At 64.1% G+C, this 23,561-nt stretch carries 22 protein-coding genes; 6 read left to right on the top strand and 16 right to left on the bottom strand.

What is annotated here, in order from left to right:
- A partial coding sequence (locus tag BLR85_RS14160) for a transposase (protein ID WP_170844573.1) occupies positions 1-202 on the top strand: 202 nt, incomplete at its 5' end.
- A gap of 157 nt (positions 203-359) precedes the next feature.
- Here BLR85_RS14160 and BLR85_RS14155 read toward each other — a convergent pair.
- The 3 genes from BLR85_RS14155 to cobT all read right to left on the bottom strand — a co-directional run bounded on the left by BLR85_RS14155 (position 360) and on the right by cobT (position 4,550).
- Positions 360-707, bottom strand: a complete 348-nt coding sequence (locus BLR85_RS14155) for a DUF427 domain-containing protein (protein ID WP_093157161.1) — start codon at positions 705-707, stop codon at positions 360-362.
- 81 nt (positions 708-788) lie between these two features.
- Positions 789-2,588: an aminopeptidase P family protein gene (locus tag BLR85_RS14150; protein ID WP_093157146.1), complete on the bottom strand. Its 1,800-nt coding sequence runs from the start codon at positions 2,586-2,588 to the stop codon at positions 789-791.
- Between the two features lie 93 nt (positions 2,589-2,681).
- The gene (cobT, locus tag BLR85_RS14145; RefSeq protein ID WP_244520733.1) at positions 2,682-4,550 is read right to left on the bottom strand and encodes a cobaltochelatase subunit CobT; all 1,869 of its coding nucleotides are present in this window, start codon (positions 4,548-4,550) and stop codon (positions 2,682-2,684) included.
- A gap of 125 nt (positions 4,551-4,675) precedes the next feature.
- Here cobT and BLR85_RS14140 point away from each other — a divergent pair, with 125 nt between their 5' ends.
- A complete protein-coding gene (locus BLR85_RS14140; protein WP_093157141.1) occupies positions 4,676-5,881 on the top strand; it encodes a chloride channel protein in 1,206 nt (401 codons plus the stop codon).
- 30 nt (positions 5,882-5,911) lie between these two features.
- On the opposite strand, the gene BLR85_RS14135 is transcribed toward BLR85_RS14140, so the two are convergent.
- Positions 5,912-7,462, bottom strand: coding sequence for a CYTH and CHAD domain-containing protein (locus BLR85_RS14135; protein ID WP_093157138.1), 1,551 nt, complete (start codon positions 7,460-7,462; stop codon positions 5,912-5,914).
- 160 nt (positions 7,463-7,622) lie between these two features.
- On the opposite strand from BLR85_RS14135, the gene BLR85_RS14130 reads away from it, so the two are divergent.
- Positions 7,623-7,916, top strand: coding sequence for a PAAR domain-containing protein (locus BLR85_RS14130; RefSeq protein ID WP_093157135.1), 294 nt, complete (start codon positions 7,623-7,625; stop codon positions 7,914-7,916).
- A gap of 5 nt (positions 7,917-7,921) precedes the next feature.
- On the opposite strand, the gene BLR85_RS14125 is transcribed toward BLR85_RS14130, so the two are convergent.
- A complete protein-coding gene (locus BLR85_RS14125; protein WP_093157132.1) occupies positions 7,922-8,311 on the bottom strand; it encodes a hypothetical protein in 390 nt (129 codons plus the stop codon).
- Positions 8,312-8,791: 480 nt separating this feature from the next.
- Here BLR85_RS14125 and BLR85_RS14120 point away from each other — a divergent pair, with 480 nt between their 5' ends.
- Positions 8,792-9,043, top strand: a complete 252-nt coding sequence (locus BLR85_RS14120) for a hypothetical protein (RefSeq protein WP_093157130.1) — start codon at positions 8,792-8,794, stop codon at positions 9,041-9,043.
- A 202-nt stretch (positions 9,044-9,245) separates the two neighbouring features.
- Here BLR85_RS14120 and BLR85_RS14115 read toward each other — a convergent pair whose 3' ends face one another.
- Positions 9,246-10,934, bottom strand: a complete 1,689-nt coding sequence (locus BLR85_RS14115; RefSeq protein WP_244520732.1) for a chloride channel protein — start codon at positions 10,932-10,934, stop codon at positions 9,246-9,248.
- Between the two features lie 87 nt (positions 10,935-11,021).
- Between BLR85_RS14115 and BLR85_RS14110 the strand changes: the two genes are divergently transcribed.
- Positions 11,022-12,395 (top strand): FAD-binding oxidoreductase, encoded by a 1,374-nt coding sequence (locus tag BLR85_RS14110; protein ID WP_093157127.1) that lies wholly within the window; start codon positions 11,022-11,024, stop codon positions 12,393-12,395.
- Here the strand turns inward: BLR85_RS14110 and recN are convergent.
- From recN to ftsZ, 4 genes are all read right to left on the bottom strand, one after another.
- On the bottom strand, positions 12,392-14,041 hold the full coding sequence (gene recN / locus BLR85_RS14105) for a DNA repair protein RecN (RefSeq protein ID WP_093157124.1): 1,650 nt from the start codon (positions 14,039-14,041) through the stop codon (positions 12,392-12,394). The two genes, BLR85_RS14110 and recN, sit on opposite strands and share 4 nt — an antisense overlap.
- Positions 14,042-14,196: 155 nt before the next feature.
- The gene (locus BLR85_RS14100) at positions 14,197-15,048 is read right to left on the bottom strand and encodes an outer membrane protein assembly factor BamD (RefSeq protein ID WP_093157121.1); all 852 of its coding nucleotides are present in this window, start codon (positions 15,046-15,048) and stop codon (positions 14,197-14,199) included.
- Positions 15,049-15,176: 128 nt separating this feature from the next.
- Positions 15,177-16,097, bottom strand: a complete 921-nt coding sequence (lpxC, locus tag BLR85_RS14095; RefSeq protein ID WP_093157118.1) for a UDP-3-O-acyl-N-acetylglucosamine deacetylase — start codon at positions 16,095-16,097, stop codon at positions 15,177-15,179.
- 220 nt (positions 16,098-16,317) lie between these two features.
- Positions 16,318-17,937 (bottom strand): cell division protein FtsZ, encoded by a 1,620-nt coding sequence (gene ftsZ, locus BLR85_RS14090; RefSeq protein WP_093157115.1) that lies wholly within the window; start codon positions 17,935-17,937, stop codon positions 16,318-16,320.
- A gap of 637 nt (positions 17,938-18,574) precedes the next feature.
- Between ftsZ and BLR85_RS29150 the strand changes: the two genes are divergently transcribed.
- Entirely contained in the window at positions 18,575-18,724 is a 150-nt protein-coding gene (locus BLR85_RS29150) for a hypothetical protein (RefSeq protein WP_170844572.1), read from the top strand.
- A 44-nt stretch (positions 18,725-18,768) separates the two neighbouring features.
- Here BLR85_RS29150 and ftsA read toward each other — a convergent pair whose 3' ends face one another.
- The 6 genes from ftsA to BLR85_RS14060 all read right to left on the bottom strand — a co-directional run bounded on the left by ftsA (position 18,769) and on the right by BLR85_RS14060 (position 23,558).
- Entirely contained in the window at positions 18,769-20,103 is a 1,335-nt protein-coding gene (ftsA, locus tag BLR85_RS14085) for a cell division protein FtsA (protein ID WP_093157112.1), read from the bottom strand.
- A complete protein-coding gene (locus BLR85_RS14080; RefSeq protein WP_093157109.1) occupies positions 20,100-20,978 on the bottom strand; it encodes a cell division protein FtsQ/DivIB in 879 nt (292 codons plus the stop codon). The genes ftsA and BLR85_RS14080 overlap by 4 nt, the downstream gene beginning before the upstream one ends.
- The gene (locus tag BLR85_RS14075) at positions 20,966-21,880 is read right to left on the bottom strand and encodes a D-alanine--D-alanine ligase (RefSeq protein WP_093157107.1); all 915 of its coding nucleotides are present in this window, start codon (positions 21,878-21,880) and stop codon (positions 20,966-20,968) included. Before BLR85_RS14075 ends, BLR85_RS14080 begins: the two co-directional genes overlap by 13 nt.
- A gap of 98 nt (positions 21,881-21,978) precedes the next feature.
- Entirely contained in the window at positions 21,979-22,911 is a 933-nt protein-coding gene (gene murB / locus BLR85_RS14070) for a UDP-N-acetylmuramate dehydrogenase (RefSeq protein WP_170844571.1), read from the bottom strand.
- Positions 22,912-23,040: 129 nt separating this feature from the next.
- On the bottom strand, positions 23,041-23,286 hold the full coding sequence (locus BLR85_RS14065; RefSeq protein WP_093157101.1) for a DUF2484 family protein: 246 nt from the start codon (positions 23,284-23,286) through the stop codon (positions 23,041-23,043).
- Positions 23,283-23,558: a DUF2484 family protein gene (locus BLR85_RS14060; protein ID WP_139188393.1), complete on the bottom strand. Its 276-nt coding sequence runs from the start codon at positions 23,556-23,558 to the stop codon at positions 23,283-23,285. The genes BLR85_RS14065 and BLR85_RS14060 overlap by 4 nt, the downstream gene beginning before the upstream one ends.
- Between the last annotated feature and the right edge of the window lie 3 nt (positions 23,559-23,561).

The raw sequence follows: 23,561 nt of genomic DNA, 5'->3' as shown, positions 1-23,561 counted from the left end.
TGCATGGTTCCTGTTCCTGCCACCCTACAGCCCAGATCTGAATCCCATCGAGATGGCCTTCTCGAAACTCAAGACACTGATCAGGAAGGCCGCCGCGCGAACCTATGACCAACTCTGGGCCGCCGTCGGACAGGTCTGCAACCTCTTCTCGGACGAAGAATGCTACAACTACTTCAAAGCCGCAGGCTATGAGGCCGATTAAACGCGACACGCTCTAGGGGAGCAGCGGTTTCGGGAACACCTTCCTTTTCGCTCAGGAGTACGACGCGAAGGATCGTTCACAAGGGCGAAGAACGCGCAGCAGAATGTCAGCCAGTGCTCAAGATCTGGGCCCGCAGCGGCCCGATGCCCGGTCGCGGTCAAACGCGCTCCACGGCCACGTCCGGACTGTTCGCGCGGAAGGCGACGTGATCCTTAAGTGGCTCCATTCCCTCGATGGGGCTTTGATAGGACCAGGCAGCGTTGCTCAGCGTCTGGCTCTCGGTCTGGATGGAGAAGTAATGCGCATCGCCCATATGCGGGCAGTGGCCAATCTGCTCGGACGGGTCGAGGAAGGCCATCGCGATATCCTCTCGGGGGAAATAGATCACCGGTGCCTGTTCACCCTCGGTCAGCTCCAGCGCATTCCGGCTTTCGGCCAGCACGGCTCCGCCGGCACGGACAACCCATGTTCCATCGGCCTTGCGGATCTTGATATGGTCTACCATGTCGGTTCCTTCGAATTCCTGCCATCCCCTATGGGCGGGCATTTTGACATTCGCATGAATGCCTAATGTTAGCGTGCGACACTACAGGGGCGAGGTCGCCGCGTCCAGCCAGTTCGCGGCGTCACCTTCCAGCAGCGGCCCGATGCGCTGGTTGCACCCCGCATGGTAGGCATCCAGCCAGGCGCGTTCCTCGTAGCTGAGCATGTCGACCACGATCATCCGGCGGTCGATCGGGACCCAGGTCAATGTTCCGAACGTGAGCATCGCGCGCTCATCGGCATCGGGCAGAGCCGACGCGGACAGGACATGGACAAGGTTCTCTATCCGGATGCCAAAGGAACCTTCCCGGTAATATCCCGGCTCGTTCGACAGGATCATGCTGTCCTGCAAGACGACATCCGAGGTGCGCGAGAGGCGTTGCGGCCCCTCGTGCACAGACAGATAGGCACCGACGCCATGTCCGGTGCCGTGGTCGTAATCCAGCCCTGCCCGCCAAAGCGGCGCACGGGCCAGCGCATCCAGGTCGCGCCCGGCCAGCCCCTCGGGCCAGCGAAGCGTCGAAATGGCGATCATCCCCTGCAGGACCCGGGTGAAACAGGCGCGCTCCAAGTCCCCCACCGGCCCCGTGGCGACGGTGCGGGTGATGTCGGTCGTCCCGTCGGCATATTGCCCGCCCGAATCCACCAGCAGGATCTCACCTGGTGTGATCTCCCGGTTACTCTCCTCGCTCACACGGTAATGCACGATGGCCCCATGCGGGCCGGAGCCACAAATGGTTTCGAAACTGATATCGCGCAGCAGCGGATCCCTGCGCCGCTCCTCCTCGAGCCGGCGCACCACGTCGATCTCCGTCAGCGTGCCCTTGGCAACCTCGCGTTCAAGCCAGCAAAGAAACCGGCACATCGCGGCGCCGTCACGCAGATGGGCCGCTTCCATGCCGGCCAGTTCCGCGGCGTTCTTGCGCGCCTTTGGCAGGGCACAAGGGTCCGGGGCCGTTACGATCTCCGCCCCCGTCAACAAATCCGCCACCCGGACAGGCGCGCTTGCAGGGTCGATCTGGACCTTCTCCCCAAGCGCTTGCAAGGCCGCCTCGAAATCGTCGCCCCCGTGGCAATGAACCTCCGGGCCGAGATGTTCCCGAACGGCCTCGGTCACCTTTCCGGCGGCACAGTACAGCTCCACGGCACCCGATTGGTGCAGAATGACGAAAGCATGCGGCACCGGGTTCCGAACGATATCGCTGCCACGGATGTTGAGCAGCCAGGCAATGCTGTCAGGTAGGGTCAGAACGACCGATTGGACGCCCGCTTCCGCCAGCGCCGCGCCAAGCTCCCGCCGCTTCTCCTCATGCGGTCTTCCGGCCAGTTCCAGCGGATGCACGAGGATCTCGCCCGCCGGCGGTGCAGGCTGGTCTGTCCAGATCGCGTCGAGCAGGTTTTCGCAGGCGATCAACGCGATCCCCCTATCCGCTCCCGCCACCTGCAGTTTTTCGATCTCCTCCACCGAATGCAGCCATGGATCGAACCCGATCCGTCCTCCTTCGGGCAAATGCTCCAGCAGCCATTTCGCAAGCGTCACCTTCGGCCAGGCCACCGGCGCGAAATGCGCGAGATCAACCTGCGAGCGCACCTGAACCCGGTAACGCCCATCGACGAAAACCCCGGCAACATCCTTCAGAACCGCGCAGAATCCCGCCGAACCGGTAAAGCCGGTCAACCAGGCCAGCCGCTCGTCATGGGGGGCCACATACTCGCCCTGGTGCGCATCGGCCCGTGGCACAAGAAATCCGTCCAGACCAGCCGCCTCGATTTCCCCTCGTAAAGCCGCCAGCCTCGGCGGCCCGTCTTCTGGCCGCGTCGAAACCTCGAAGCTCTGAAACATGCCCTGCCCTCCGGCCACAGGAGCGGAACACCGCCCCTTCTTGTTGGAAAAAATACTCCCGCCGGAGGCACGATCCGCAGGATCGCCCCCCGCTCAGGACGCGCGCTTCAGCCCCAAAAACCGCGCCCGCGCGCGCTTGTCGGTGTCGAAGAGCGACGCAAGCTGCTCGGTCATCGCACCGGCCAACTGCTCCACATCGGTAATCGTCACCGCGCGATCGTAATAGCGGGTCACGTCATGGCCAATGCCAATCGCCATCAGTTCCACCTGCCGCCGCCGCTCGATCATCGCAATCACGTCGCGCAGGTGTTTCTCCAGGTAATTGGCCGGGTTCACCGAAAGGGTGGAATCGTCCACCGGCGCCCCGTCCGAGATCACCATCAGGATCTTGCGCGCTTCCGGCCGCACGACCATCCGCCTATGCGCCCATTCCAGCGCCTCGCCGTCGATGTTTTCCTTCAGCAGGCCCTCTTTCATCATCAGGCCCAGATTGTCGCGGGAGCGCCGCCAGGGTGCGTCGGCCGACTTGTAGATGATGTGGCGCAGGTCGTTCAGGCGGCCGGGCAATTGCGAACGCCCTTCCTTGAGCCAGCGTTCGCGGCTCTGCCCACCCTTCCAGGCGCGGGTGGTGAAGCCGAGGATTTCCACCTTCACCGCGCAGCGCTCCAGCGTGCGCGCCAGCACATCGGCACAGATCGCGGCGATGGAAATCGGGCGGCCGCGCATGGAGCCGGAATTGTCCAAGAGCAGCGTCACTACCGTGTCGCGGAACTCGGTATCCTTCTCCACCTTGAAGGAAAGCGGAGTGGTCGGGTTGGCGACAACACGGGCCAGACGCCCGGCATCCAGAATGCCTTCCTCCAGGTCGAACTCCCAGCTCCGGTTCTGCTGTGCCTGCAAGCGGCGCTGCAGCTTGTTGGCCAGCCGCGAGACAGCGCCCTTGAGCGGCTCCAGCTGCTGGTCGAGATAGGCCCGCAGCCGTTCCAGCTCCACCGGCTCAGCCAGATCCGTCGCGTCGATGATCTCGTCGAAATCGGTGCTGAAGACATCGTAATTCGGATCGGCCTCCGAGACCGGCGCGGGCGGGGGCGGCTCCAATGGCGCCTCGCCCTCGGGCATCTCGGTCTGCTCGTCCATGTCCGAATCCGCCGAATCGTCCATCGAGACCTCGGCCTCGGTCGGATCGTCGGTCGCGTCCTGATCCTGTTCAGGCTGGCTGTCATCCTCCTGGGCGTCCTGGTCTTCATCACCCGAGCTCTCGGCCTCTTCCGGCTCGTCCTGCGCCTGCTCGGGCTGCTCCTCGTCGTCCATCTCGTCCGGATCGTCGCCAAGCTGGTCGCCATAGCCCAGATCCTCGATCACCCTGCGAGCAAAACGTGCGAAAGCGGTCTGGTCCTCGAGACAGTTCTCCAGGTCCGGCAGCGTCTCGGCGGCCGAGCCTTCGAGATAGTCCCGCCACAAGTCGAGCACGTTCTGCGCTCCCTCCGGCAGCTCGCGCCCGGTGGCTAGCTGCCGGATCATGTATCCCGCGGCGACCGCCAGCGGCGCCTCGGTTGGCTTGGTGATCTGGTGATAGCCCTTCCGGCTCGCCTCGTAGTCGATCTTGGCGTCGATATTGGAAGCAGTGCCCGGCATCGCCCGCGCCCCCACGGCCTCGCAACGCGCGGTCTCCATCGCCTCGTAGAGATCGAGCGCCATCTGCCCCGATGGCAGGTAGCGCTGGTGGATGGCGGGGTCGTGGTATCGCCGCTTCAGCGCCAGCGCATCGGCGGTTCCGCGGGCCAGCATGACCTCGTCCTTGGTCATCCGGCGGCTCACCTGCGGCAGGCGCATCTGGTCGGCCGTCATGCCCGACGGATCGACCGTGAAGACGATGCCGAGTTCCGGGTCATCCGCGATCACCCGCGTCGCTTCGCTCAAGGCCTTCTTGAACGGATCGGCTGGATTGTCACTCTGGCTCATAATGCCCGATCCCTTGCTCTCGCCCGGGGCGTTGCCGTGCCGCCGGGGCTTCCCTTAAACCTGTAATCGGGCAAGCTTGAACAAATGACAAGAGGCGCCTCCGGGAGCCGGAAGAGGAGAACGCCATGCGCATCGCCATCATCGCGCTTCTGATAAGCTTCGTGGCCGGAGCGCTCGCGGCACTAACGCTCAAGGGGATGCTGTTTCTCGAAGAGACGCTCTGGCACAATTCCATCGCCGGCAGTCCTTTCTATATCGTCGTGACCTGCACCATCGGCGGGGTTCTGGTCGGCATCACCCGTATCGGCTCCAACCGGGTGGAGAGCCTTTCCACCCAGATCGAGGCTGCCTCCAACCCGCTGACAATCAAGCGCCGACAGGTACTTCTCATCGGACTCGGCGCGATCCTGGCGGTGGGTTTCGGCGGCTCGCTGGGGCCGGAGGCCGGGCTGATCGCCGTGGTGACCGAACTGGCGGCGCTGGTCTCCCTCATCGTCGCAAGATCGCGTATCGAAGCCGAGACCCTCGGGCAGGCCAGCGTGGCCGGTGCGCTGGCCGGATTCTTCGGCTCGCCGCCGGGCGGCTTTGCCTTCGCCATGCCCGAGGACGGGGACAAGACCATCGAGGCATACCGGTCCGATGGCGGAAGGATACTAGGTTTCCTCCCGGCGGTGATCGGCTTCGGCGGGTTCCTGTGGTGCTGGCGCCTGCTGAGTTCGGAGCCCTTCCACCGGGTCGAGATCCCGGATTACGCCAACCGTTTCGACGGGAGCGACCTGCTCTTCGCCCTCGTCCCGGCCATGATCGGGGCAGGATTCGGCGCGGCATTCCTGTTCGCGCGGGTCTGGACCACGCGGCAATTCGAGGACCGCATCGACAACCCTGTCGCGCAATCGGCACTTGGCGGGCTCGCCTTCGGCTGCCTTGCCGCCGCTGTACCGATGGTCATGTTCTCCGGCCACCACCAGATGCACGACCTGCTGGAATTCGGCGCAGGCGCGAGCGCGCTGACGCTGCTCGGGCTGGCCCTGCTCAAGGTGCTGGCGACCACGATCTGCCTGTCCTCGGGCTGGCGGGGCGGAGCGATCTTTCCGCTGATCTTCGCCGGAATGGCCGCCGGTTATGCCGCGCAGGCCTTCCTGCCGGCACAGGAACTGCCCGTGGCGCTGACGGCCGGCATCGCCGCCTGCGCAACCGTGGGCCTCGGCAAGCCGATCGCGGCGCTGCTGATCCTGGTTTTCCTGATCGGCACGGGAACGCTCGGGCCGCTCTGTGTCGGGGTCGCTATCGGCATGCTGGCCAGCCGCTACTGCCCGCGCCCCGCCCATTGAGGACAGGCAACCACGACGTTTGTCAACGGTTCAGCGCCAGAACGGGCCCGTCACGGTTACGTCGTGCCACAGACGCTTGGCGTTGGACCATGCCGCTGCGGCCCTCGCCGAACGTGCGCCGAGAACCCAGCCCACCGCGCGTTGCGCGTTGGCGTTGCGCGCGCCGGGGCTGTCATTCTTGCACAGAAGCTCCTCGGCCATGGCCAGATCGTTCAGGTCGCCAAAGATGTTCTGCATCTTCTTCATCGTCTTCACGAAACGGGCAACCTTCTTCTGGGAATAGAGCGGCCCAAGAAATTCAATCGTGTAGCGGAGTTTCTTCAACTCCTTTCTCAACTCGTGGCGTTCATCGATCGTCAGCTGGTCAATGCCGCGGGCATGCTTCACGCAGGATTTCCACCGCTTGCCAAGCGCCTTGCAGGAGAGCTCCCGGATCGGTTGGGCCAACCGCGCCGTCTGTTCGAAATCCTCGGGCGCCAGCCAGCGGCGGGTTTCGATGAACCGGGCCAGGTCGATCTGGAAGCTCTGCGCGCGCTCGGAACGCAGGTACTCCCGCAGTTCCTCGCGAACGGCCTCGCGGCGGGCCTCGATGGCCGAGCGCAGCGCGTTGAACCCCTGCTCATGCGGGTGCGCCTCGTGCTCGGGATCGATGATATCGGTGATCACAACGTCCAGATCGCGCAGCACGCCAACCTGCGCGCCAATGATTTTAGCTTCCTCGTTCAGGCGCAGCATCTCGGGATGGCCGATCACCGGCTTGAACATGCCAAAAGCCGCGCGCAACCGGCGCAGGCCAATGCGAAGCTGGTGCGGCCCCTCGGGCGCGTCAGTAAACAAGACCACTTCGATATTGGCCGAGATCTGTTCGAAACACTCGCGCAGCACATCGCGCGCAGCAATTTCCGACGTCATCTCGGCGCTCAGCGGCACCGTGCACGCATTGCGCGGCAGGGGCTCCGTCTGCGCCCTGCCCGTCTCGGCCAGCATGTAGCCGCGTTCCGATTTCGACATGGTAGACAAGTGCAACCCGCCATCGGGAAAGAGCGTCTGAGTCAGGTCGTAGAGCGAGTCCACGTCGCCCTCCAGAAGCTCCAACTCCGCTTCGCGGAAGGGCTCGCGCAACTCGCCGGCGATGATCTCGCCGGAATCGATGGCAAGCTCGACCCTTGCGCCGTTCTCCAATGTCAAAACGCTGGTCACCCGCTTCATCTGGGTCTCGCAGACCGGCACCAACTCGGCGCCGGCGATCGCCTCCTCTACCTCGGCTCGCACCGCCAGAACGGGTATTCTCGTCAGGTCCAGCCGCCCCCCGGGCGCGGGGTTCTCGACCTCCTGCGCCCGCAACAAGCCGCCATTGATCGAGGCACGCGCCTTCACGGTCTGGATCCAGCGCCGTCCGTCCCGGCGGATCCGAAGCGCCGTACCGGCCTTGCGCAAGCTGTGCTCGGGCGTGTCGTAATAGACGCTGCGAAGCGTCCGCGTGCGCGCCGCGCTCTCGTTCAGTTCCAGCCCCTTCAGCCGACTCTTCAGGCGGCGGATGCTCTCTTCGTTCAGGACGAACTTCAACTCGATCTCGGTCATGTCACATCAGTATGAAATGGATACCTCAGGTACAAGTGAAATACGGGAAATTGCATGGGCGCGCCCAAGCCAGTCCTCCAAACGGTTTCCCCCGCAATGGCCACTCGACGGATGCCCGCCACGCGAGTACCATTGGACGCACGCGACCGGAGAAAGATCGATGAAACCCGCCTCCCGCTTGGGCGACATGCATGTATGCCCGATGATTAATCCCGGGCCGGTGCCGCATGTCGGCGGGCCAATCTTGCCGCCCTGCGTTCCAACGGTACTCATCGGCTGCATGCCTTCGGCGCCGGTTGGCAATATGTGCGTCTGCGTCGGCCCGCCCGACACCACCGCAATGGGCTCGTTTACTGTTCTGGTGAGTAACCGCCCGCAAGTGCGCCTGGGCGATATGACGGCGCATGGCGGAACGGTCGTGGTCGGTTTTCCAACGGTTCTTGTCGGGGGGTAACGATCCTAACGGATCATCAGCGCCTCGCATTGCGTGATTTCGACGGAGACCCGCCTCTGCGCCCAGGCCGCATCCCTTGCATTCTCGTTGAACGTGGCACGGCTCAACAGCGCCGCGTGCGCCTGCCGTGCGGCGGACCGAAACTTGAGCGCCTCCCGCCCCGAGCCTTTCGGAAGGGCCGCGTCCAGCAGATCGATCATGGTTGCACGATAGGCTTCCGTCCGATCCGCCGCCGGATCCGACAGAAGCCATTGGTGCTGCATCTGCGCTGTCAAGCGCCCCGCACAGGAAGCAAAAACCTGTACGATTTCCGGCAACGGCGGGGCGTCAGCCTCGCCCGGCTGCGGGGAGACAAACAACAGCCCCAACAGAAGAACGATTTTAACTCTGATCATATTTTAATCATTAATGCGATTTTTTAGCCGATCAACTATGCAGTTTGAAAACTTCCAATCTGTTGCAATGGTTTCCAATGCAGGAGACAAGCCGAGCATCGACCCAGATCATCGACCGCGACGCCTTACCAAGACGAACGCCAAGAGACTGCAAGAAAACAAAAAACCGCATTCGCTCCGCTGAAAAACCAGCTTCTGCGAAGCAAGCCGCACCCGGGATACACAAGGCGGGCAGTCACGCAGGATGCGAAACCGGACCGCCACTCCCAGCTTCGCCTGGCGAGCCTGTTCGCGGGCCTGCGCCCGGGATGCCTGAGCCAATTTCGGCGCGACCGAACTCCTCGATGGCATAGCCTACTGCGTGGCTTCGGCCCTGCCGTTCAGAAATGTCGTCAGCTATGGGCCGGGAAACCTGTTCGATGGCATCGGCCAAAGGACCTCATCTTCATCCACAATGGCGCCCCATTCGGGAAACTCCTGATGCGGATCGGCTATGAAAAATCCGGGCAAACCTACGGGCGAAACTCCTGGCCAAGCCTGTTTCGGAACACCGCCGACAAGGGCATCACTCATTACATGAACCCGCCCGATTTCCACCGCGAACTGGCACTGCCGATGCCGGCCTTTGCGACCTATTCAAGCGTGACGCTGGAAATCCTCGCCGTCTTTCCTCGCAAAAATGGCCGGGATACCTGCATCAGCGCGTTCCATCCCGATTTCGAATGCCGGTAACGAGTACCGGCAGCGCAGGTGATCCAGCCGACAATGCCGCGAACACTCGTTCTTCTTCTGACCGAAAATATCCTGGGGGGAGCGCTCGCATGAGCGCGGGGGGCATGCCCCCCTTCCAACATCTCGATCCGGCTCGGGCCATGGCCAATCATGCGCCCGGACAAATCCGCTCCCGAAACCCGGGCGGCCGACGCAGATTATCTCAGGAATGCTCTTCGGCCGCGGTATCGGCCAAGGCCCGGTTATAGGCCTTCAGAGCATCCACCTGGAACAGCGCCCCCAGCAACTCGGGCGGCCCGCCATCGGCCGCCGGAACCGCGACGGGCAGGAAACTCTCGCCGGTCTCGTCGAACATTGGCAGGGACACTTCGAGCGTCGTGTCGGGGGTGATCGAAATGCCGGCATCGATGAGCTTGCGGCAAGCGTCTTCCGGCGCGGCTCGGGGCGAGTCCTTCGAGCGCATGATGACAGCGGCGGAATAGATCGACAAAAGGTAGGCCTGCGGCCCGGCCGCCAGATGCACGCCGCGATGCTCCAGTTGGGTCAGGAAGAAAGACCGATCGACAAGCCGGCTGGCAAGGGCCGTGGACAGCGAGACGGCAACCATCACCGCAAGCCCGGTCTGCCAGTCCCCTGTCAGCTCGAAAACGATCATCGTGGTCGAGATCGGTGCCCCCAGAACGGCGGCGGCAACGGCGCCCATACCGGCGAGCGCGTAAAGCTCGCCCGTGCCGGAATATTGCGGCACGAGCTGCGTCGCCACCAGCCCGAAGGCAAGCCCCGTCAAGGCGCCGACCATCAGCGATGGCGAGAAAACCCCGCCCCCCATCCGTCCGCCCATCGTGACGGACACCGCGAAGACCTTGAGGATGGCAAAGACGACCGCCTCGTGAAACAGCAGATCGGCCTTGAGCGCCCGTGCCGTCGTCTCGTAGCCCACCCCGATGATATGCGGGAACCCGATGGCCAGCAGGCCAAGGATCGCGCCAGCCGCAGCCGGGCGCAGGACTTGCGGGATCCGCCATTTCCGCTGCAGGTGGCTGGCAAAGTCATCGGCAAAGAACAGCGCCCGCATCAGCAGCACCGCCACAATCCCGCAGAGCAGGCCGAGCAGCATGAAAGCCGGCAGTTCGACATAGAAGGAAAGCGAGCCCTTCGGCGTCAGGGTGAACTCGGTGACATTGCCGAAGGCGAGGCGCGAGATCACGGTCCCCGCGACGGAGGCAATCACGATCGGCGCGAAGGCATGGACGGCGAAATGGCGCAGCACCACTTCCAGTGCAAAGAGCGCTCCGGCGATGGGCGCGTTGAAACTGGCCGAGACGGCGGCGGCCACGGCGCAGCCCAGCAGGTCCCGCCCGGTTATGCCGCTCGCGCCGATCCGGTCCGACACCCAGGTGGAGATCACCCCGGCGAGGTGCACCACCGGCCCCTCCCGCCCCGAGGAGCCGCCGGAAGAGAGCGTGATCAGCGAGGCCGCCGCCGAGGCAAGCCCGGCCTTTATCTCCACCCGGCCCCGATGCAGCGCCGCCCCCTCGATCACGTCGGCCACCGAGCGCACCCGTCCATCCGGCGTGAAGCGGCCAAGGATCACCCCGACGGCGAGCCCGCCCCAGATCGGCAGCGCGAGCAGCATCCACCACGGCAGGCTGGCCGCGAAACTGTGGATGTTGCGGATATCCTCGGCCCCGTAGAGCGTGCCCTGCAGCCAGACGATCCCCTCGCGAAAGCCGACAGCGGCCGCACCGGCGACAATGCCAACGGCCAGCGCGATGAACCAGAACTGCACCTGGCTCGTCCCGCGCCGCAACAGAAGCTGCCAGCCGCGCTGCAGGGCGCTGCGGCTTTCCTCCCATTGGCGTCGGATCAGGTCTCTCGTGCGTTCAGCCAAAATGCGCGTTCCACGGGCGAGGCAAGGCTTTCCCCGGGGGCCCGCCTGCCCTAGGGTACCAGTCGGTTTAGCGCAGGGGAGGTGCGGATGACCATCGCCACGGCACTTGAGGCTCTTTCCACTTTCCTAGGCGATCGGCTGTCGCGGTCCAAGTCGGATCTGGCCGCGCATGGGCAATCGGAGAGCTACTTCCTGCCAACACCGCCCGATGCGGTCGCATGGCCCGAGACAACCGAAGACGTCACGGAAATCATGCGTATTTGCAACGAACACGGCTGCCCGGTCACTCCATGGGGCGCGGGAACGTCGCTCGAAGGGCACGCGTTGGCCGTTCGGGGCGGGCTCAGCCTCGACTTCAGCCGCATGAATGCCCTGCTCGAAATCCACCCCGAAGATTTGGACGCCGTGGTGCAACCCGGACTGACGCGGGAGGAGCTGAACCGCGACTTGCGGGCGACCGGTCTGTTCTTCCCGGTCGACCCCGGCGCCAATGCGTCGCTGGGTGGTATGGCGGCGACGCGGGCCAGCGGCACGACGACGGTGCGCTACGGCACGATGGCGGACAACGTGCTGGGGCTCCAGATCGTGCTGGCCGACGGGCGGGTGATCCGCACCGGCACAAGGGCGCGCAAATCGGCCTCCGGCTACGACATGACGCGGCTCTTCGTCGGCTCCGAGGGCACGCTCGGTATCATTACCGAGCTGACGCTGCGTCTGCACGGCCAGCCGGAGGCGATCTCGGCCGCGATCTGCGCTTTTGACGAGATCGGCGCCGCGGTCGATTGCGTGATCGCAACGATCCAGTCAGGGATCAAGGTTGCACGGATCGAGTTCGTCGATGCGGCGACAGCGGCGGCGGTGAACGCCTATTCCGCCGGAAGTTTTGCCGAGAAGCCCCACCTGTTGATCGAGTTCCATGGCTCGCCACAGACCGTCGCGGAGGAATCGCAGCGCTTGGGCGAACTGGTCGATGACATGGGCGGCGAAGGCTTCCGCTGGTCCACGAAACCCGAGGATCGCAGCGCGCTCTGGGAGATGCGCCACACCGCCTATTGGGCGATCCTTGCCAGCCGCAAGGGCGCGCGCGCGGTGGTCACCGATCTCTGCGTACCGATCTCGCGGCTCGCCGAGGCGGTGGAGGAAACCCGCGCCGACATCGCCGCAAGCCCGATCCCCGGCCCGATCCTGGGCCATATGGGCGACGGCAATTTCCATGCCATCCTGCTGATCCATGACGACGCCCCCGACGAACTGGCCGCCGCCAAGGCGCTCTCGCACCGCATGGTCGAACGCGCGTTGCGAATGGGCGGAACGGTGACGGGCGAGCATGGCGTGGGCATGGGCAAGCTGGACTACATGCAGGCCGAACATGGCGATGCCTGGGCGCTGATGGGGGATATCAAGCAGGTTCTGGACCCCAAGGGCATCCTGAACCCCGGCAAGCTCGTGCCGCAGCTTTAGCTGCCCAAGAGCGCCCGGGCCGCCGCCCGGGCCTCCTCGGTGACGGTGTCGCCGGCCAGCATGCGCGCCAACTCGTCCACCCGCGCGTCGGAATCGAGCGGGGTCACGTTGGACAGGGTCATGCCACCGCTAACCCGCTTTTCCACCCGCCAGTGATGCCCGCCAAGCGCGGCCACCTGCGGCGAATGCGTGACGACAAGCACCTGCGCCCCGTCGGCCAGCGCCTTCAGACGCCGCCCGACGGCGTTGGCAGTGGCGCCGCCAACACCCCTGTCGATCTCGTCGAAGATCATGGTCACGCCCGTGGCCTCGCCCATCAGGCATACCTTGAGTGCCAACAGGAAGCGCGACAGCTCACCGCCCGAGGCGATCCGCGCCAGCGGCCCGGAAGGCGCGCCGGGATTGGTGGCGACGGTAAAACTCACCTCGTCCTGCCCTTCTGGGCCCGGAGCGATGGTTTCGACCAGTGTGGTGAAGACGGCCCTCTCCATCTTGAGCGGCGCGAGTTCGGTGGCCATAGCCTTGTCGAGCCGCTTGGCGGCCCTGCGGCGCAGATCACTCAGGTCATCACAGGCCACCTGATGCGCGGCGACGGCCTCGGCCAGCCCCGCTTCAAGCGCGGCGATACCCTCGCTGCCCGCTTCCAGCGCATCCAGCGCGGCACGGAATTCCAACGCCTGCTCCGACAGTTCATCCGGCTGAACCTGGTATTTTCGGGCCATATCGCGGATGGCAAAGAGCCGCTCGGCGACCCGCTCCAACTCGCGCGGATCGAAACTCAGGCTCTCAAGGCAATCGGATATCTCGCGCTCTGCCTCGCCCAGAGCATCCAATGCCCGCGACAGCGCTTCGGAGGCCCAGTCGAGCCGTCCTTCGACCGCACCCGCCGCGCCGTCGAGCCAGCGCATGGCATCGGAAACGATCCCCTCGGCACCGTCACCTGTCACGGCGGAATAGGCACGGGTAATATCTTCCCGAACCCGCTCGGCATTTTGCATCAGGCGACGGCTCGCATCGAGCTCGGATACCTCCCCCGGTTCGGGCGCCAGCGATTCCAGTTCGTTCACTGCATGACGCAGGAAGGCCTCCTCCGCGTTCAACGCCTCCAACCGCTTGCGCGCGTCAGACAGCGCCGCCGCTGCTTCCTGCCGGCCCTTCCAGGCCTTGCGAACCATTTCGGCAGCAGAAGCCGCGCCAGCAAATTCATCCAGCAACTGACGATGCCCGCGCGCGTTCAGCAACCCTCGGTCGTCATGCTGCCCATGCAGCTCGACAAGGCTCGCAGAGACCTGCCGCAGCACCTCGCCCGAACAGCGCCGGTCATTTATCCAGGCCGTCTTGCGCCCATCAGCCGTGTTCATGCGGCGCAGGATCAACTCTTCACTCACCGGCAGGCCCGCCTCGCGCAGCACCTCCCGCGCCGGATGATCCTCGGGCAGGTCGAACCACGCCGTGACCTCACCTTGGGGCGCACCCGCACGCACCAACTCGGCCCGGCCGCGCCAGCCGAGGACGAATCCCAACGAATCCAGAAGGATGGACTTGCCTGCCCCGGTCTCGCCGGTCAGCACGTTCAAACCGGGCTGGAACGACAATTCCAGCCGGTCGATGATCAGCATGTCACGGATATCAAGCCCGCGCAGCATCCCGCACCCTCACCCTCGGACGCACCCCTGCGTCATCGGCTTCTACATAGCGCGGCCGGCATGTGGATTGCCAGCCGCACAGGATATGCTCCGCGAAACTTTCCCGAGGGAACACCACGCCTTTTCCAGCCAATGGTTTCAGGCGACAGACCCGATCAGAGCCATTGCCCCTTGACCATCTGGCGGTGCACCTGCCGCAGCCAGCTATCGCCCTTTGCCTGGGCCGTCAGGCCACGTTCGACCAACAGTTGATAGGTCGCCAGGTACCAGGACGTCGCCTGGAAGTTATAGGCCAGTATCGCGCCCGCGGTTTGCGCTTCGTCCTCAAGGCCGAGCGACAAGTAGGCCTCGACCAGCCGGTGCAACGCCTCGGGGGTGTGGGAAGTCGTCTGGAACTCTTGCACCACAACGCGGAATCGGTTGATCGCCGCCGTGTAGTGTTCACGCCGCAGGTAGTAGCGACCGATTTCCATTTCCTTCGCCGCGAGATGGTCGAAAGCCAGGTCGAACTTGAGGATCGCGGACCGGGCGTATTCGCTGTCGGGATAGATCTCGATCACGTCGCGCAGCGATTGCAGCGCCTGGTAGGTCAGGCCCTGGTCGCGACCCACCTCGTCGATCTGGTCGTAATAGCTCAGCGCCAGCAGGTATTGCGCGTAGGCGGCATCCTCGTCGGCTGGGTAGAAGTCTATGTAGCGCTGCGCAGAGGCGCGGCTGTTCTCGAAGTCATGATCCTGGTGATAGGAGAAGGCCTGCATGATCAGCGCCCGCTTGGCCCATTCCGAATAGGGGTAGAGGCGCTCGATTTCGCCGAAAAGCTGCGCCGCATCGTCCGGATCGCCGTTCTCGAGGTCGTATTCGGCCCGCTTGTAGATCTGTTCTGCCGTGAAGTTTTCCAATGGAACACCCCGGCTCGCATTCACGCCCTTCCGGTCGCCGCATGCGGTCAAGACCGCCACCACGGCCAGAGCACCGACTAGCCGGACTGTCACACTGCGCACCGCCATGCCTTGATACCCTTGCTATACCCTGCCCTGCATCGGCCCTCTCGCCGATATTTGCCACCCTCTAGCACAGAAAAATCCGGTGCAAAATGTCTGGCACCGGATTTCCCGCACTTCATTTCAAGTTGTTGTCAGGCAACCGCGTCCAGATCGGCGAGGCTGACGCCCACGCCGGGCAGTTTTTGCATCGTACCGTCGGAACAGGGCACCCATTCCACAGCGCCGGGCGTGGCAAAGAGCGCACGCAAAAGCTTGTTGGTGATGGTGTGGCCGGCCCGGTTCCCGACGTAGCGGCCGAGAATCGGCGCTCCCGCCAGGGCCAGATCGCCGAGCGCATCCAGCATCTTGTGCCGCACCGGCTCGTCCACGTGACGCAGCCCGCCCGGGCTGAGAACGGCGGAGCCGTCCACCACGACCGCGTTCTCCAGCGTTCCACCAAGCGCAAGCCCGTTGGACTGCATGAACTCGACCTCGGAGCGGCGGCAGAAGGTGCGGCTGTCGCAGAGCTCGTGCACAAAGGCGCCATTGGCCATGTTCAGCGTCCGGTGCTGGCGCCCGATCACCTCGTCGGCGAAATCAATCTCGAAATCGATGGTCAGCCCGTCGGAGGGTTCAAGCCGCGCACGCGCCTCCCCATCCACGACTTCGACCGTCTTGAGAACCTTGAGAACCATCAGCGGCGCGTCGAGCGACTGCAGGCCCGCCTTGACGATCGCCTTGACGAACGGGGCAGCGCTGCCGTCGAGAATCGGAACTTCCGGACCGCTGACCTCGATCAGCGCGTTATGCACACCAAGACCGGCAAGCGCCGCCATGACATGCTCGACCGTGGAAACGCTCGTGCCGGCAGGGTTCACGAGCCGGGTGCAAAGCGGCACATGCTCGGTCGCATCCCAACGGGCGGGGACCAACGAGTCTCTATCGGTAACGTCCGTACGACGGAAAACGATCCCGCTATCCTCTGGGGCCGGGTTCAGCGTAATCCGGGCCGGGCGTCCGGAGTGGAGCCCTGCGCCTGTGAGTGTTACCGGAGACTTCAGCGTGGTTTGCACGACCAGTTCTTTCTGCTTGGCGAGAGCTGCGCCTCCCGCAACTTTGATTTACGAAGGGGCCCGGGAATGCTCAATTCAAACATTGTAACCATGTGAAACATGGCGGTGCGGGGGTGAGCGGAACCCCGCGCATCGCCCCGAGACGACTGCCAAGCATTTGTTTCAAAATAGAAAAGGGCCGGCGAAAACCGGCCCCGTTCAAACCTGCTGCAGAAAAATGTCAGTTGGCCTGACGGCGAAGGAACGCAGGAATTTCAATACGTTCCTGTTCCGGATCCATTTCGGAATCATCTTCATAGGCCTGGCTGGGCCGAGTCGTCTGCTGGCGCAGTTGCGGCGGTTGCTGCCGCGACGGCTGCGCCGGACGCTCCGGGGTCTCGCCGCTACCGGACATGCGGTGGATCAGGTTGCCGATGCCAAAGCTGGATTTTCTCGCGGCGGGCTCCGCCTCGGCACGAGGGGCCGGAGCAGCGGAAGTCTCGGGCTTCGGAGCGGAGGGGGCGGCCCTGCTGACAGCGGCCTGAAGACGCTGGATTGCTTCCGGGCTCGGCGTGCCGGCCGGGCGCTTCTTCGGCGCGACATACTCATCGGCGGCTGGCTCGATCGCGTCCACCAGCGGCAGCGGCTCGGTTGCGGGCTGCTGATAAGCCGGCGGCGGCAGGTCGTCGGAGGTTTCCTCGACCACCTCTTCCCGGGCCTTCGACTGGAAACCGGTGAAGAGCGACGGTTCCTCGGCCGCAACGGCCACCTCGGCGGCGGCCGGCTCTGGAAGTTCGACCTCGGTCGGAGCCGCTTTTTCCGAAACGGAAATCGACGGGCTGGCAACCGCGCGCAACTTGCGATCAGGGCGCGGAATGTCCTGCTGGACGTCGGAGGCATCGATGCCGGTGGCAACCACCGAAACCCGCATCTTGCCTTCCATGTCGGTGTCGAGGGTCGAGCCGACAATGATGTTGGCCTCCGGGTCCACCTCTTCGCGGATGCGGTTGGCGGCCTCGTCCAGTTCGAACAGCGTCAGGTCGTAACCGCCGGTAATGTTGATCAGAACGCCCTTGGCGCCGCGCAGCGAGATCTCGTCCAGCAGCGGGTTGGCAATGGCCTTCTCGGCGGCCTGGATGGCGCGATCTTCGCCATCGGATTCGCCAGTGCCCATCATCGCCTTGCCCATCTCGTCCATCACCGAGCGCACGTCGGCGAAGTCGAGGTTGATCAGGCCCGGGCGCACCATCAGGTCGGTCACGCCCTTGACGCCCTGATAGAGCACGTCGTCGGCCATCGAGAAGGCCTCGGTAAAGGTCGTCTTTTCGTTGGCGAGGCGGAAAAGGTTCTGGTTGGGGATGATGATCAGCGTATCGACGACCTTCTGGAGCGCTTCGACGCCCTCCTCGGCCTGCCGCATACGCTTGGCGCCTTCGAACTGGAACGGCTTGGTCACGACACCGACGGTCAGGACGCCCAGCTCACGTGCAGCCTGCGCAATGATCGGAGCCGCGCCTGTGCCGGTGCCACCGCCCATGCCGGCGGTGATGAAGCACATGTGCGCGCCGGCGAGGTGATCGACGATCTCCTCGATGGTTTCCTCGGCCGCGGCCGCGCCAACCTGCGGGCGGGCACCGGCGCCGAGGCCTTCGGTGACCTTCACACCCATCTGGATGCGGGCTTCGGCGTTGCTCTGCTGCAGCGCCTGGGCATCGGTATTGGCGGTGACGAACTCCACGCCTTCCAGATGCTTTTCGATCATGTTGTTGACGGCGTTGCCGCCAGCACCGCCGACACCGAAAACGGTGATCCGCGGCTTCAATTCGTCCTGCTCCTGGGGGATACCGAGGTTCAAAGCCATGTTTTCTCCGCCTGTATTTTGCCGCCCCGTCCCCGGGCGGCTTGCCATCTGTCCCTAAACGGGGCAATTGGACCCCGATATTCGTTTATTTACAGTCCAGCATAGGCGAGCGACAAACATTCGTCATTAGAAAAGTGGAGAATTGCCACAAAATATGGGCCTGAAAAGGTTAATTCGGCGCTTATCTGCGCAAAGTCACGCTATATGGTGGCGCACAATCAAAATAGCACAAAAACCGCGCAAATGTTCCAAATTGCACGGTCATACTCGCATCTGCGAGCTGTGGGCCAACGATTTCGGGCGGCTGCTCGGCCTGCCATATGCCGGATTCCCGGCGTTATCGGATGCCAAGGTAACGACAGCCCTCCCCGGTTTCCAGTCTTTTCCACACCCTGTGGATATCTTTTTGCAACCCGCACTTCGGCACCGCCCAATCAGGGCATCCGCCCCTTGGGAAAGCGCCGGCTATCAGGCTGTCCGCATGCTTTGAAACGCCCGGAACCCCGTCCGAAACCGCAATTTCGGCGACGCGATACGGTTTCCGACGAAAAAACGACTGAACCCGCACAAATTCGGAACACAGTTCGTCCCTTTTTATGGGTTAACCATACGTTACCCAACCAACCGGAGATTACAGATGATCGAGACCATCGTCGATTTTGTGAATCAAAATCAGAGCCTGCTGAACACCGCCGCGGCCTTCATCACGGGGGCATGCCTTTTGTACCTGGTACTTGCGCGAACCCTTCGGAAACGCCGCTCGGAGGAGGCACAGAAGGCTGTTTAGCCCTGCCGAAAACTCCCTTGTTCCGGGGCGCGCGCGAACCGATCCTACCAGTTGTCCCGGAACCACTTCACAGCACGCTTGAGCGAGCGGGCCGGGTAGCGGTCTGCGGGCACGTCGAAATCCCACCACTCATCCTGCGGATGGGCGGCAAAAAGACATAGCCCCACGGCCGAGGAAAACGCCGGCCCGGTTGCGGCCTGAGGCAAACCCTGCACCCGCAACGGACGGCCCAGGCGAACCTGCTGGCCGAGAATGCGCGTGGCAAGCCCGTCGAGCCCTGGAATCTGGCTGCCACCGCCGGTCAGTACGATCTGCTGTGCAGGAAGGTGGTCGAACCCGGCCGCGTCCAGCCGCAACCGTACTTCTTCGAGGATCTCTTCGACGCGCGGGCGCATGATACCGATCAGTTCGGCCCGGCTCACGGTGCGCCGGTCAAGCTCCCAATCGCCGGTATCGCCGCCGATCTCGATCATCTCGCGATCATCCATGCCGGTCGCCATCACGCCGCCGTAGAAGGTCTTGATGCGCTCGGCCACGTTCAGCGGCACTTTCAGCCCCTTGGAAATGTCCTGCGTGATGTGGTCGCCGCCAATGCGGACACTGTCGGCAAAGATCATGTGCTTCTTGATGAAGACCGAAATCCCCGTCGCGCCGCCGCCAAGGTCGACACAGGCCGCGCCAAGCTCCTGCTCGTCCTCCACCAACGCCGAAATGCCCGACACATAGGCCGAGGAGGCCAGCCCCGCGAGTTCAAGATCGCAACGCTTGATACAGTAGAGCAGGTTCTGCACAGCCGAGGTGTCAACGGTCAGCAGATGCATGTCGACGGCCAGCGAGTTGCCCATCTGGCCGCGCGGATCGTTCAGGCCCGAGCGATGGTCGATTGCGAAATTCACCGGCTGTGCGTGCAGCATCTCGCGCTCGCGCCCGTAATCGGGCACGTCGCAGACGGCCAGCACGCGGGCCACGTCATTCTCGGTCACGATGCTGTCGGCCAGGTCGATCCGCCCGTCGAGCCCGTAGCTGCGCGGACGCGCGCCGGCGAAACAGGCGATGACATGGTCCACCCGCACATTGGCCATTTTCTGCGCCGCCTGCACCGCGGTACGGATCGCCCGTTCGGTTTCCTGCATGGCGTCGATCTCGCCAAAGGTCACGCCGCGCGAGCGCGTCGTCGCCGCCCCGATCACCCGGAAACTCGACTGGCCCGCCAGCGAGCCCACGCTGTCGCTGCCCAGGAACTTGTCCGAGCCGTCGAAGCGCAGCACGAGGCAGCCTATCTTGGACGTGCCAACGTCAAGGATCGCGATAACGCCGCGATCCATCGCCTGTTTGCGCATGCGGCGCATGGTGCGTTGGGTCTGGTACAGCTCGGTCATTCTGGTTGGCCTCCGGACTCGGTGTCTCTTATATTTCGCAGTTCATGGACCGCGTTGGTGTTGAGCCGCACCGTCGGACGGCGCGGATTACGGAAATCGACGATGGTAATGTCGCGCTGCAGCATGTCCCGCCCCTTGTCGAGCGCGATCAGGCGTTCCAGGGCGGCGACAGGTTGCTTTTCAGGAAGCAGGAGACGCTGACCGCGATCGAGCACCGCGTCCCAGCGACGTTCGCCCATGCGGACAAGCCCGCGGAAACGGTCCTTGAGCGGGGCGGCGGCCGCGATGAGCGCGAGCGCCTCGGGAATCTCCCGCTCCGCACCCTCCCCTGCGACCAGCGGCAGATCGGGCCAGTCGGCGCGGAGCGAGGCCCCCGCCACCATGTTCCCCTCTGCATCCAGAAGGCTCAGGCCATCGGCATGCCGCCATAGAACGGCCGGTTGCCGCTCGGTGATCTCGACAGCAAGCACCCCGCCCGGCCGCACGCGCAGATTGGCATCCGCGACCGCGTTGAATTTCTTCACCGTCTGGCGCATCGCGTCCAGATCCATCTCGAAGCTCGACATCGGAAGCCGCAGCGCAAGCTCGTTTCGTACCGCCTCGGCAAGCTCGTTCGACGCGCCTTCGACCGACATGACGCGCACCATGAATTCCGGCCGCTCCTCGATCGCCTCGCGCGCCTCGCTCACCGCATCGGTGATCTGGGTCACGCGGGCTTCGTCGGAGACATACCAGACCACGGCACCGACCATAGTCAGCGCCGGCACGCCCACCCGAAGCAGCCGCCGATAGAACGGCGTCAACCACCAGCGGTGAATCCGGTAGGACCAGCGCGACGGTGCCGGGTCGTGCTGTGGAGGGCTCACCGATTGCACGAGGCATCCTCCACCAGCCAGCGGCAGAGAGCGCCGAAGGAGATACCGACAGACCTGGCCTGCTCTGGCGAGAGCGAGGTCGGCGTCATGCCCGGTTGGGTGTTCGTCTCCAGCAGGATCAACCCGTCCAGCCCGCGCGGCTCGTCCCAACGGAAATCGGTACGAGAGATGCCGCGACAGCCGAGCGCCTCATGTGCGCGCAGGGCGTAGTCCATGCAGGCATCGAAGATCTCGGTTGGAATCTCGGCCGGCACCACGTGACGCGACCCGCCCGGCTTGTATTTCGCGTCGTAGTCGTACCAACCGTCGGTGAGGATGTCGGTCACCGTCAGCGGCCGGTCTCCCATCACGGTCGTGGTCAATTCGCGCCCCGGCGCGAAGGTTTCGACCATGACCACCTCGGGCATCCCCTCGTCCAGCTTCGGCGGCCCGTTCGCCACCTCGTGCACTATATAGACACCGACCGAGGAGCCCTCGTTATTGGGCTTCACCACATATGGCGGCTCCATCACGTGGCGTGCACGCACCTCGTCGGCATTGGCCAGAATGCTTTCCACCACCGGCAGTCCGGCGGCCTTGTAGGTTTCCTTGGAGCGCTGTTTGTCCAGCGCCAGCGCCGAGGCCAGAACACCCGAATGGGTATAGGGAATGCGCAGCCATTCCAGCATCCCCTGCACGCAACCATCCTCACCCCAACGACCATGCAGCGCGTTGAAGACGACATCGGGCGCAACCTCGATGAGGCGCGCCGCAAGGTCCGGACCCGCGTCCAGCTCGACAACTTCAAACCCTTCGCCCCGCAGCGCGGCGGCGCATTCGCGCCCAGACGAAAGCGAAACCTCACGCTCCGCCGATGGCCCTCCAAGGAGAACCGCCACCTTTGGGGATGTCCTGCTCGACATGCCCGCCTCTTTTCCGGACTTGCGTCCGATTTTTATATTGTGAAATCCGCTGCTTGCGTGGTTTCACTGCCCGTCATCCCGGCGTGGTTCCGCCGGTGTCATTCCGGGGCCGGTTCACCGACCCTCATGATTTCCCACTCTAGCTCTATTCCGCTGTTTTGGTAAACCTTTTTCCTGACCAACTCGCCGAGACCTTCGAGCTCCGCGGCGGTCGCGTCATTGGCGTTCAAAAGGAAGTTCGAGTGCTTCTCGGACATCTGCGCGCCGCCCAGCCAGGCGCCGCGCATCCCGGCGTCGTCGATCACCTTCCAGGCCTTCAGTTCATGGCTGTCATCGGCCCGTCCGGTCGAGCTGAACCCGGCCGGGTTGCGGAAGGTGGAGCCGGCGGACCGGTCCTTGGTGGGCTGCGTCGCGTCGCGCTTTGCAAGCTGGCTCTCCATGCGGGCCTGCAGCACTTCCGGTGCGCCCTTGTCGGCCCGCAAACGCGCCGTGGTGATGACCCAGCCTGTGGGCAGGCTGGTCGAGCGGTATTCAAAATCCAACATCTCCGGCGTCAACCGAACGATCTCGCCATCGCGGGTCACCGCCTCGGCCTCGACCAGGTGATCGGCCATATAGGAGCCATAACAGCCGGCATTCATGCGAACGGCACCGCCAATAGCGCCGGGAATGGTCCGAAGAAAGGTCAGGTCCAGCCCCGCCTCGGCCGCCTTCCGGGCCACCATGGAATCGAGTGCCGCCGCGCCGGCTGTCACGATTCCATCATCGCAGGCGATCTGGTTGAAGCCGCGGCCCAGCCGGATCACTACGCCACGGATGCCCCCGTCGCGCACGATCAGGTTGGAACCGACACCCATGGGAAAGACCGGGACATCCCGGTCGAGCTCTTTCAGTAAATGACACAGGTCCGCCTGATCGGCCGGTTGAAACAGCCAATCCGCCGGTCCCCCCACGCGCAGCCATGTCAGCCCGTCGAGAGGCCGGTTCGGGGTCAGCGCACCACGGACCTCGATCTGGTCGGGCTGGGCCATGTCGTATTCCTCCACAAATCGGATCGCGCCTTGATAGACAGGCGCTGGCGGTCAAGTCGAGAGGGGAATTGGCCGATTGGCGGGCGTTGCTCCAACGATGCGCCCTATAAAGATGAATCCAAAATGCGCCTACTGGACGATCCGCCTGACCCAACGCCACAGATAGATCAGCGGCCAACGCAGGACAGAGGCTCCCGCGAGGAAGACCAGAAGCCCCACCCAGATGCCGTTTTCATAGACCACGAAAACCAGCAGCGGCAGTCCGAGCGCGATCAGCACGTAGGCTTGCGGCCAGTGGCTGCGCCTGGAAGGGATCAGCGCGATCACCGCCGCTGTAACAACCCACAGGCAGGCGAGCGTGAGCGAGAGGCTCACCGCCGGTCCCCCAGAATGCGCTGTCTTGCGCCTTCACGGGTCGCGCCGGTGGCGCGCAGCGCGAAGTAGCGCAGCGGCTTGCGGAACATCGACAGCACGGCCGCGATGGCCAGCAGCAGCGGTAGCCAGCCATATTCGGAGCCGATCTGCCAGATGAGCCAAGGCGCGCTCAGAAGCAGCGCCAGGCCGGGGAGGGTCTGGTAACGTATGGGAAGCATCGCGGTGGCGGCACCGAGAAGCACCCAGATACACCCGAGGACAAGAACGTTCATGCG

The sequence above is a fragment of the Aliiruegeria lutimaris genome (assembly GCF_900099935.1).
Taxonomy (GTDB): Bacteria; Pseudomonadota; Alphaproteobacteria; order Rhodobacterales; family Rhodobacteraceae; genus Tropicimonas; species Tropicimonas lutimaris.
Note: the sequence above shows the minus strand (reverse complement) of the source record. Positions and strands in the feature narration are given on the sequence as shown.

Excerpts from the sequence above, each read along its gene's own strand:
- BLR85_RS14130 (WP_093157135.1), top strand. The coding sequence starts at position 7,623 with ATGAAACCCGCCTCCCGCTTGGGCGACATGCATGTATGCCCGATGATT.
- cobT (WP_244520733.1), bottom strand. The coding sequence starts at position 4,550 with ATGAGCCAGAGTGACAATCCAGCCGATCCGTTCAAGAAGGCCTTGAGC.
- BLR85_RS14125 (WP_093157132.1), bottom strand. The coding sequence starts at position 8,311 with ATGATCAGAGTTAAAATCGTTCTTCTGTTGGGGCTGTTGTTTGTCTCC.
- BLR85_RS29150 (WP_170844572.1), top strand. The coding sequence starts at position 18,575 with ATGATCGAGACCATCGTCGATTTTGTGAATCAAAATCAGAGCCTGCTG.
- BLR85_RS14140 (WP_093157141.1), top strand. The coding sequence starts at position 4,676 with ATGCGCATCGCCATCATCGCGCTTCTGATAAGCTTCGTGGCCGGAGCG.
- ftsZ (WP_093157115.1), bottom strand. The coding sequence starts at position 17,937 with ATGGCTTTGAACCTCGGTATCCCCCAGGAGCAGGACGAATTGAAGCCG.
- ftsA (WP_093157112.1), bottom strand. The coding sequence starts at position 20,103 with ATGACCGAGCTGTACCAGACCCAACGCACCATGCGCCGCATGCGCAAA.
- BLR85_RS14100 (WP_093157121.1), bottom strand. The coding sequence starts at position 15,048 with ATGGCGGTGCGCAGTGTGACAGTCCGGCTAGTCGGTGCTCTGGCCGTG.
- BLR85_RS14060 (WP_139188393.1), bottom strand. The coding sequence starts at position 23,558 with ATGAACGTTCTTGTCCTCGGGTGTATCTGGGTGCTTCTCGGTGCCGCC.
- BLR85_RS14135 (WP_093157138.1), bottom strand. The coding sequence starts at position 7,462 with ATGACCGAGATCGAGTTGAAGTTCGTCCTGAACGAAGAGAGCATCCGC.
- recN (WP_093157124.1), bottom strand. The coding sequence starts at position 14,041 with ATGCTGCGCGGGCTTGATATCCGTGACATGCTGATCATCGACCGGCTG.
- BLR85_RS14110 (WP_093157127.1), top strand. The coding sequence starts at position 11,022 with ATGACCATCGCCACGGCACTTGAGGCTCTTTCCACTTTCCTAGGCGAT.
- murB (WP_170844571.1), bottom strand. The coding sequence starts at position 22,911 with ATGGCCCAGCCCGACCAGATCGAGGTCCGTGGTGCGCTGACCCCGAAC.
- BLR85_RS14155 (WP_093157161.1), bottom strand. The coding sequence starts at position 707 with ATGGTAGACCATATCAAGATCCGCAAGGCCGATGGAACATGGGTTGTC.
- BLR85_RS14150 (WP_093157146.1), bottom strand. The coding sequence starts at position 2,588 with ATGTTTCAGAGCTTCGAGGTTTCGACGCGGCCAGAAGACGGGCCGCCG.
- BLR85_RS14120 (WP_093157130.1), top strand. The coding sequence starts at position 8,792 with ATGCGGATCGGCTATGAAAAATCCGGGCAAACCTACGGGCGAAACTCC.
- BLR85_RS14075 (WP_093157107.1), bottom strand. The coding sequence starts at position 21,880 with ATGTCGAGCAGGACATCCCCAAAGGTGGCGGTTCTCCTTGGAGGGCCA.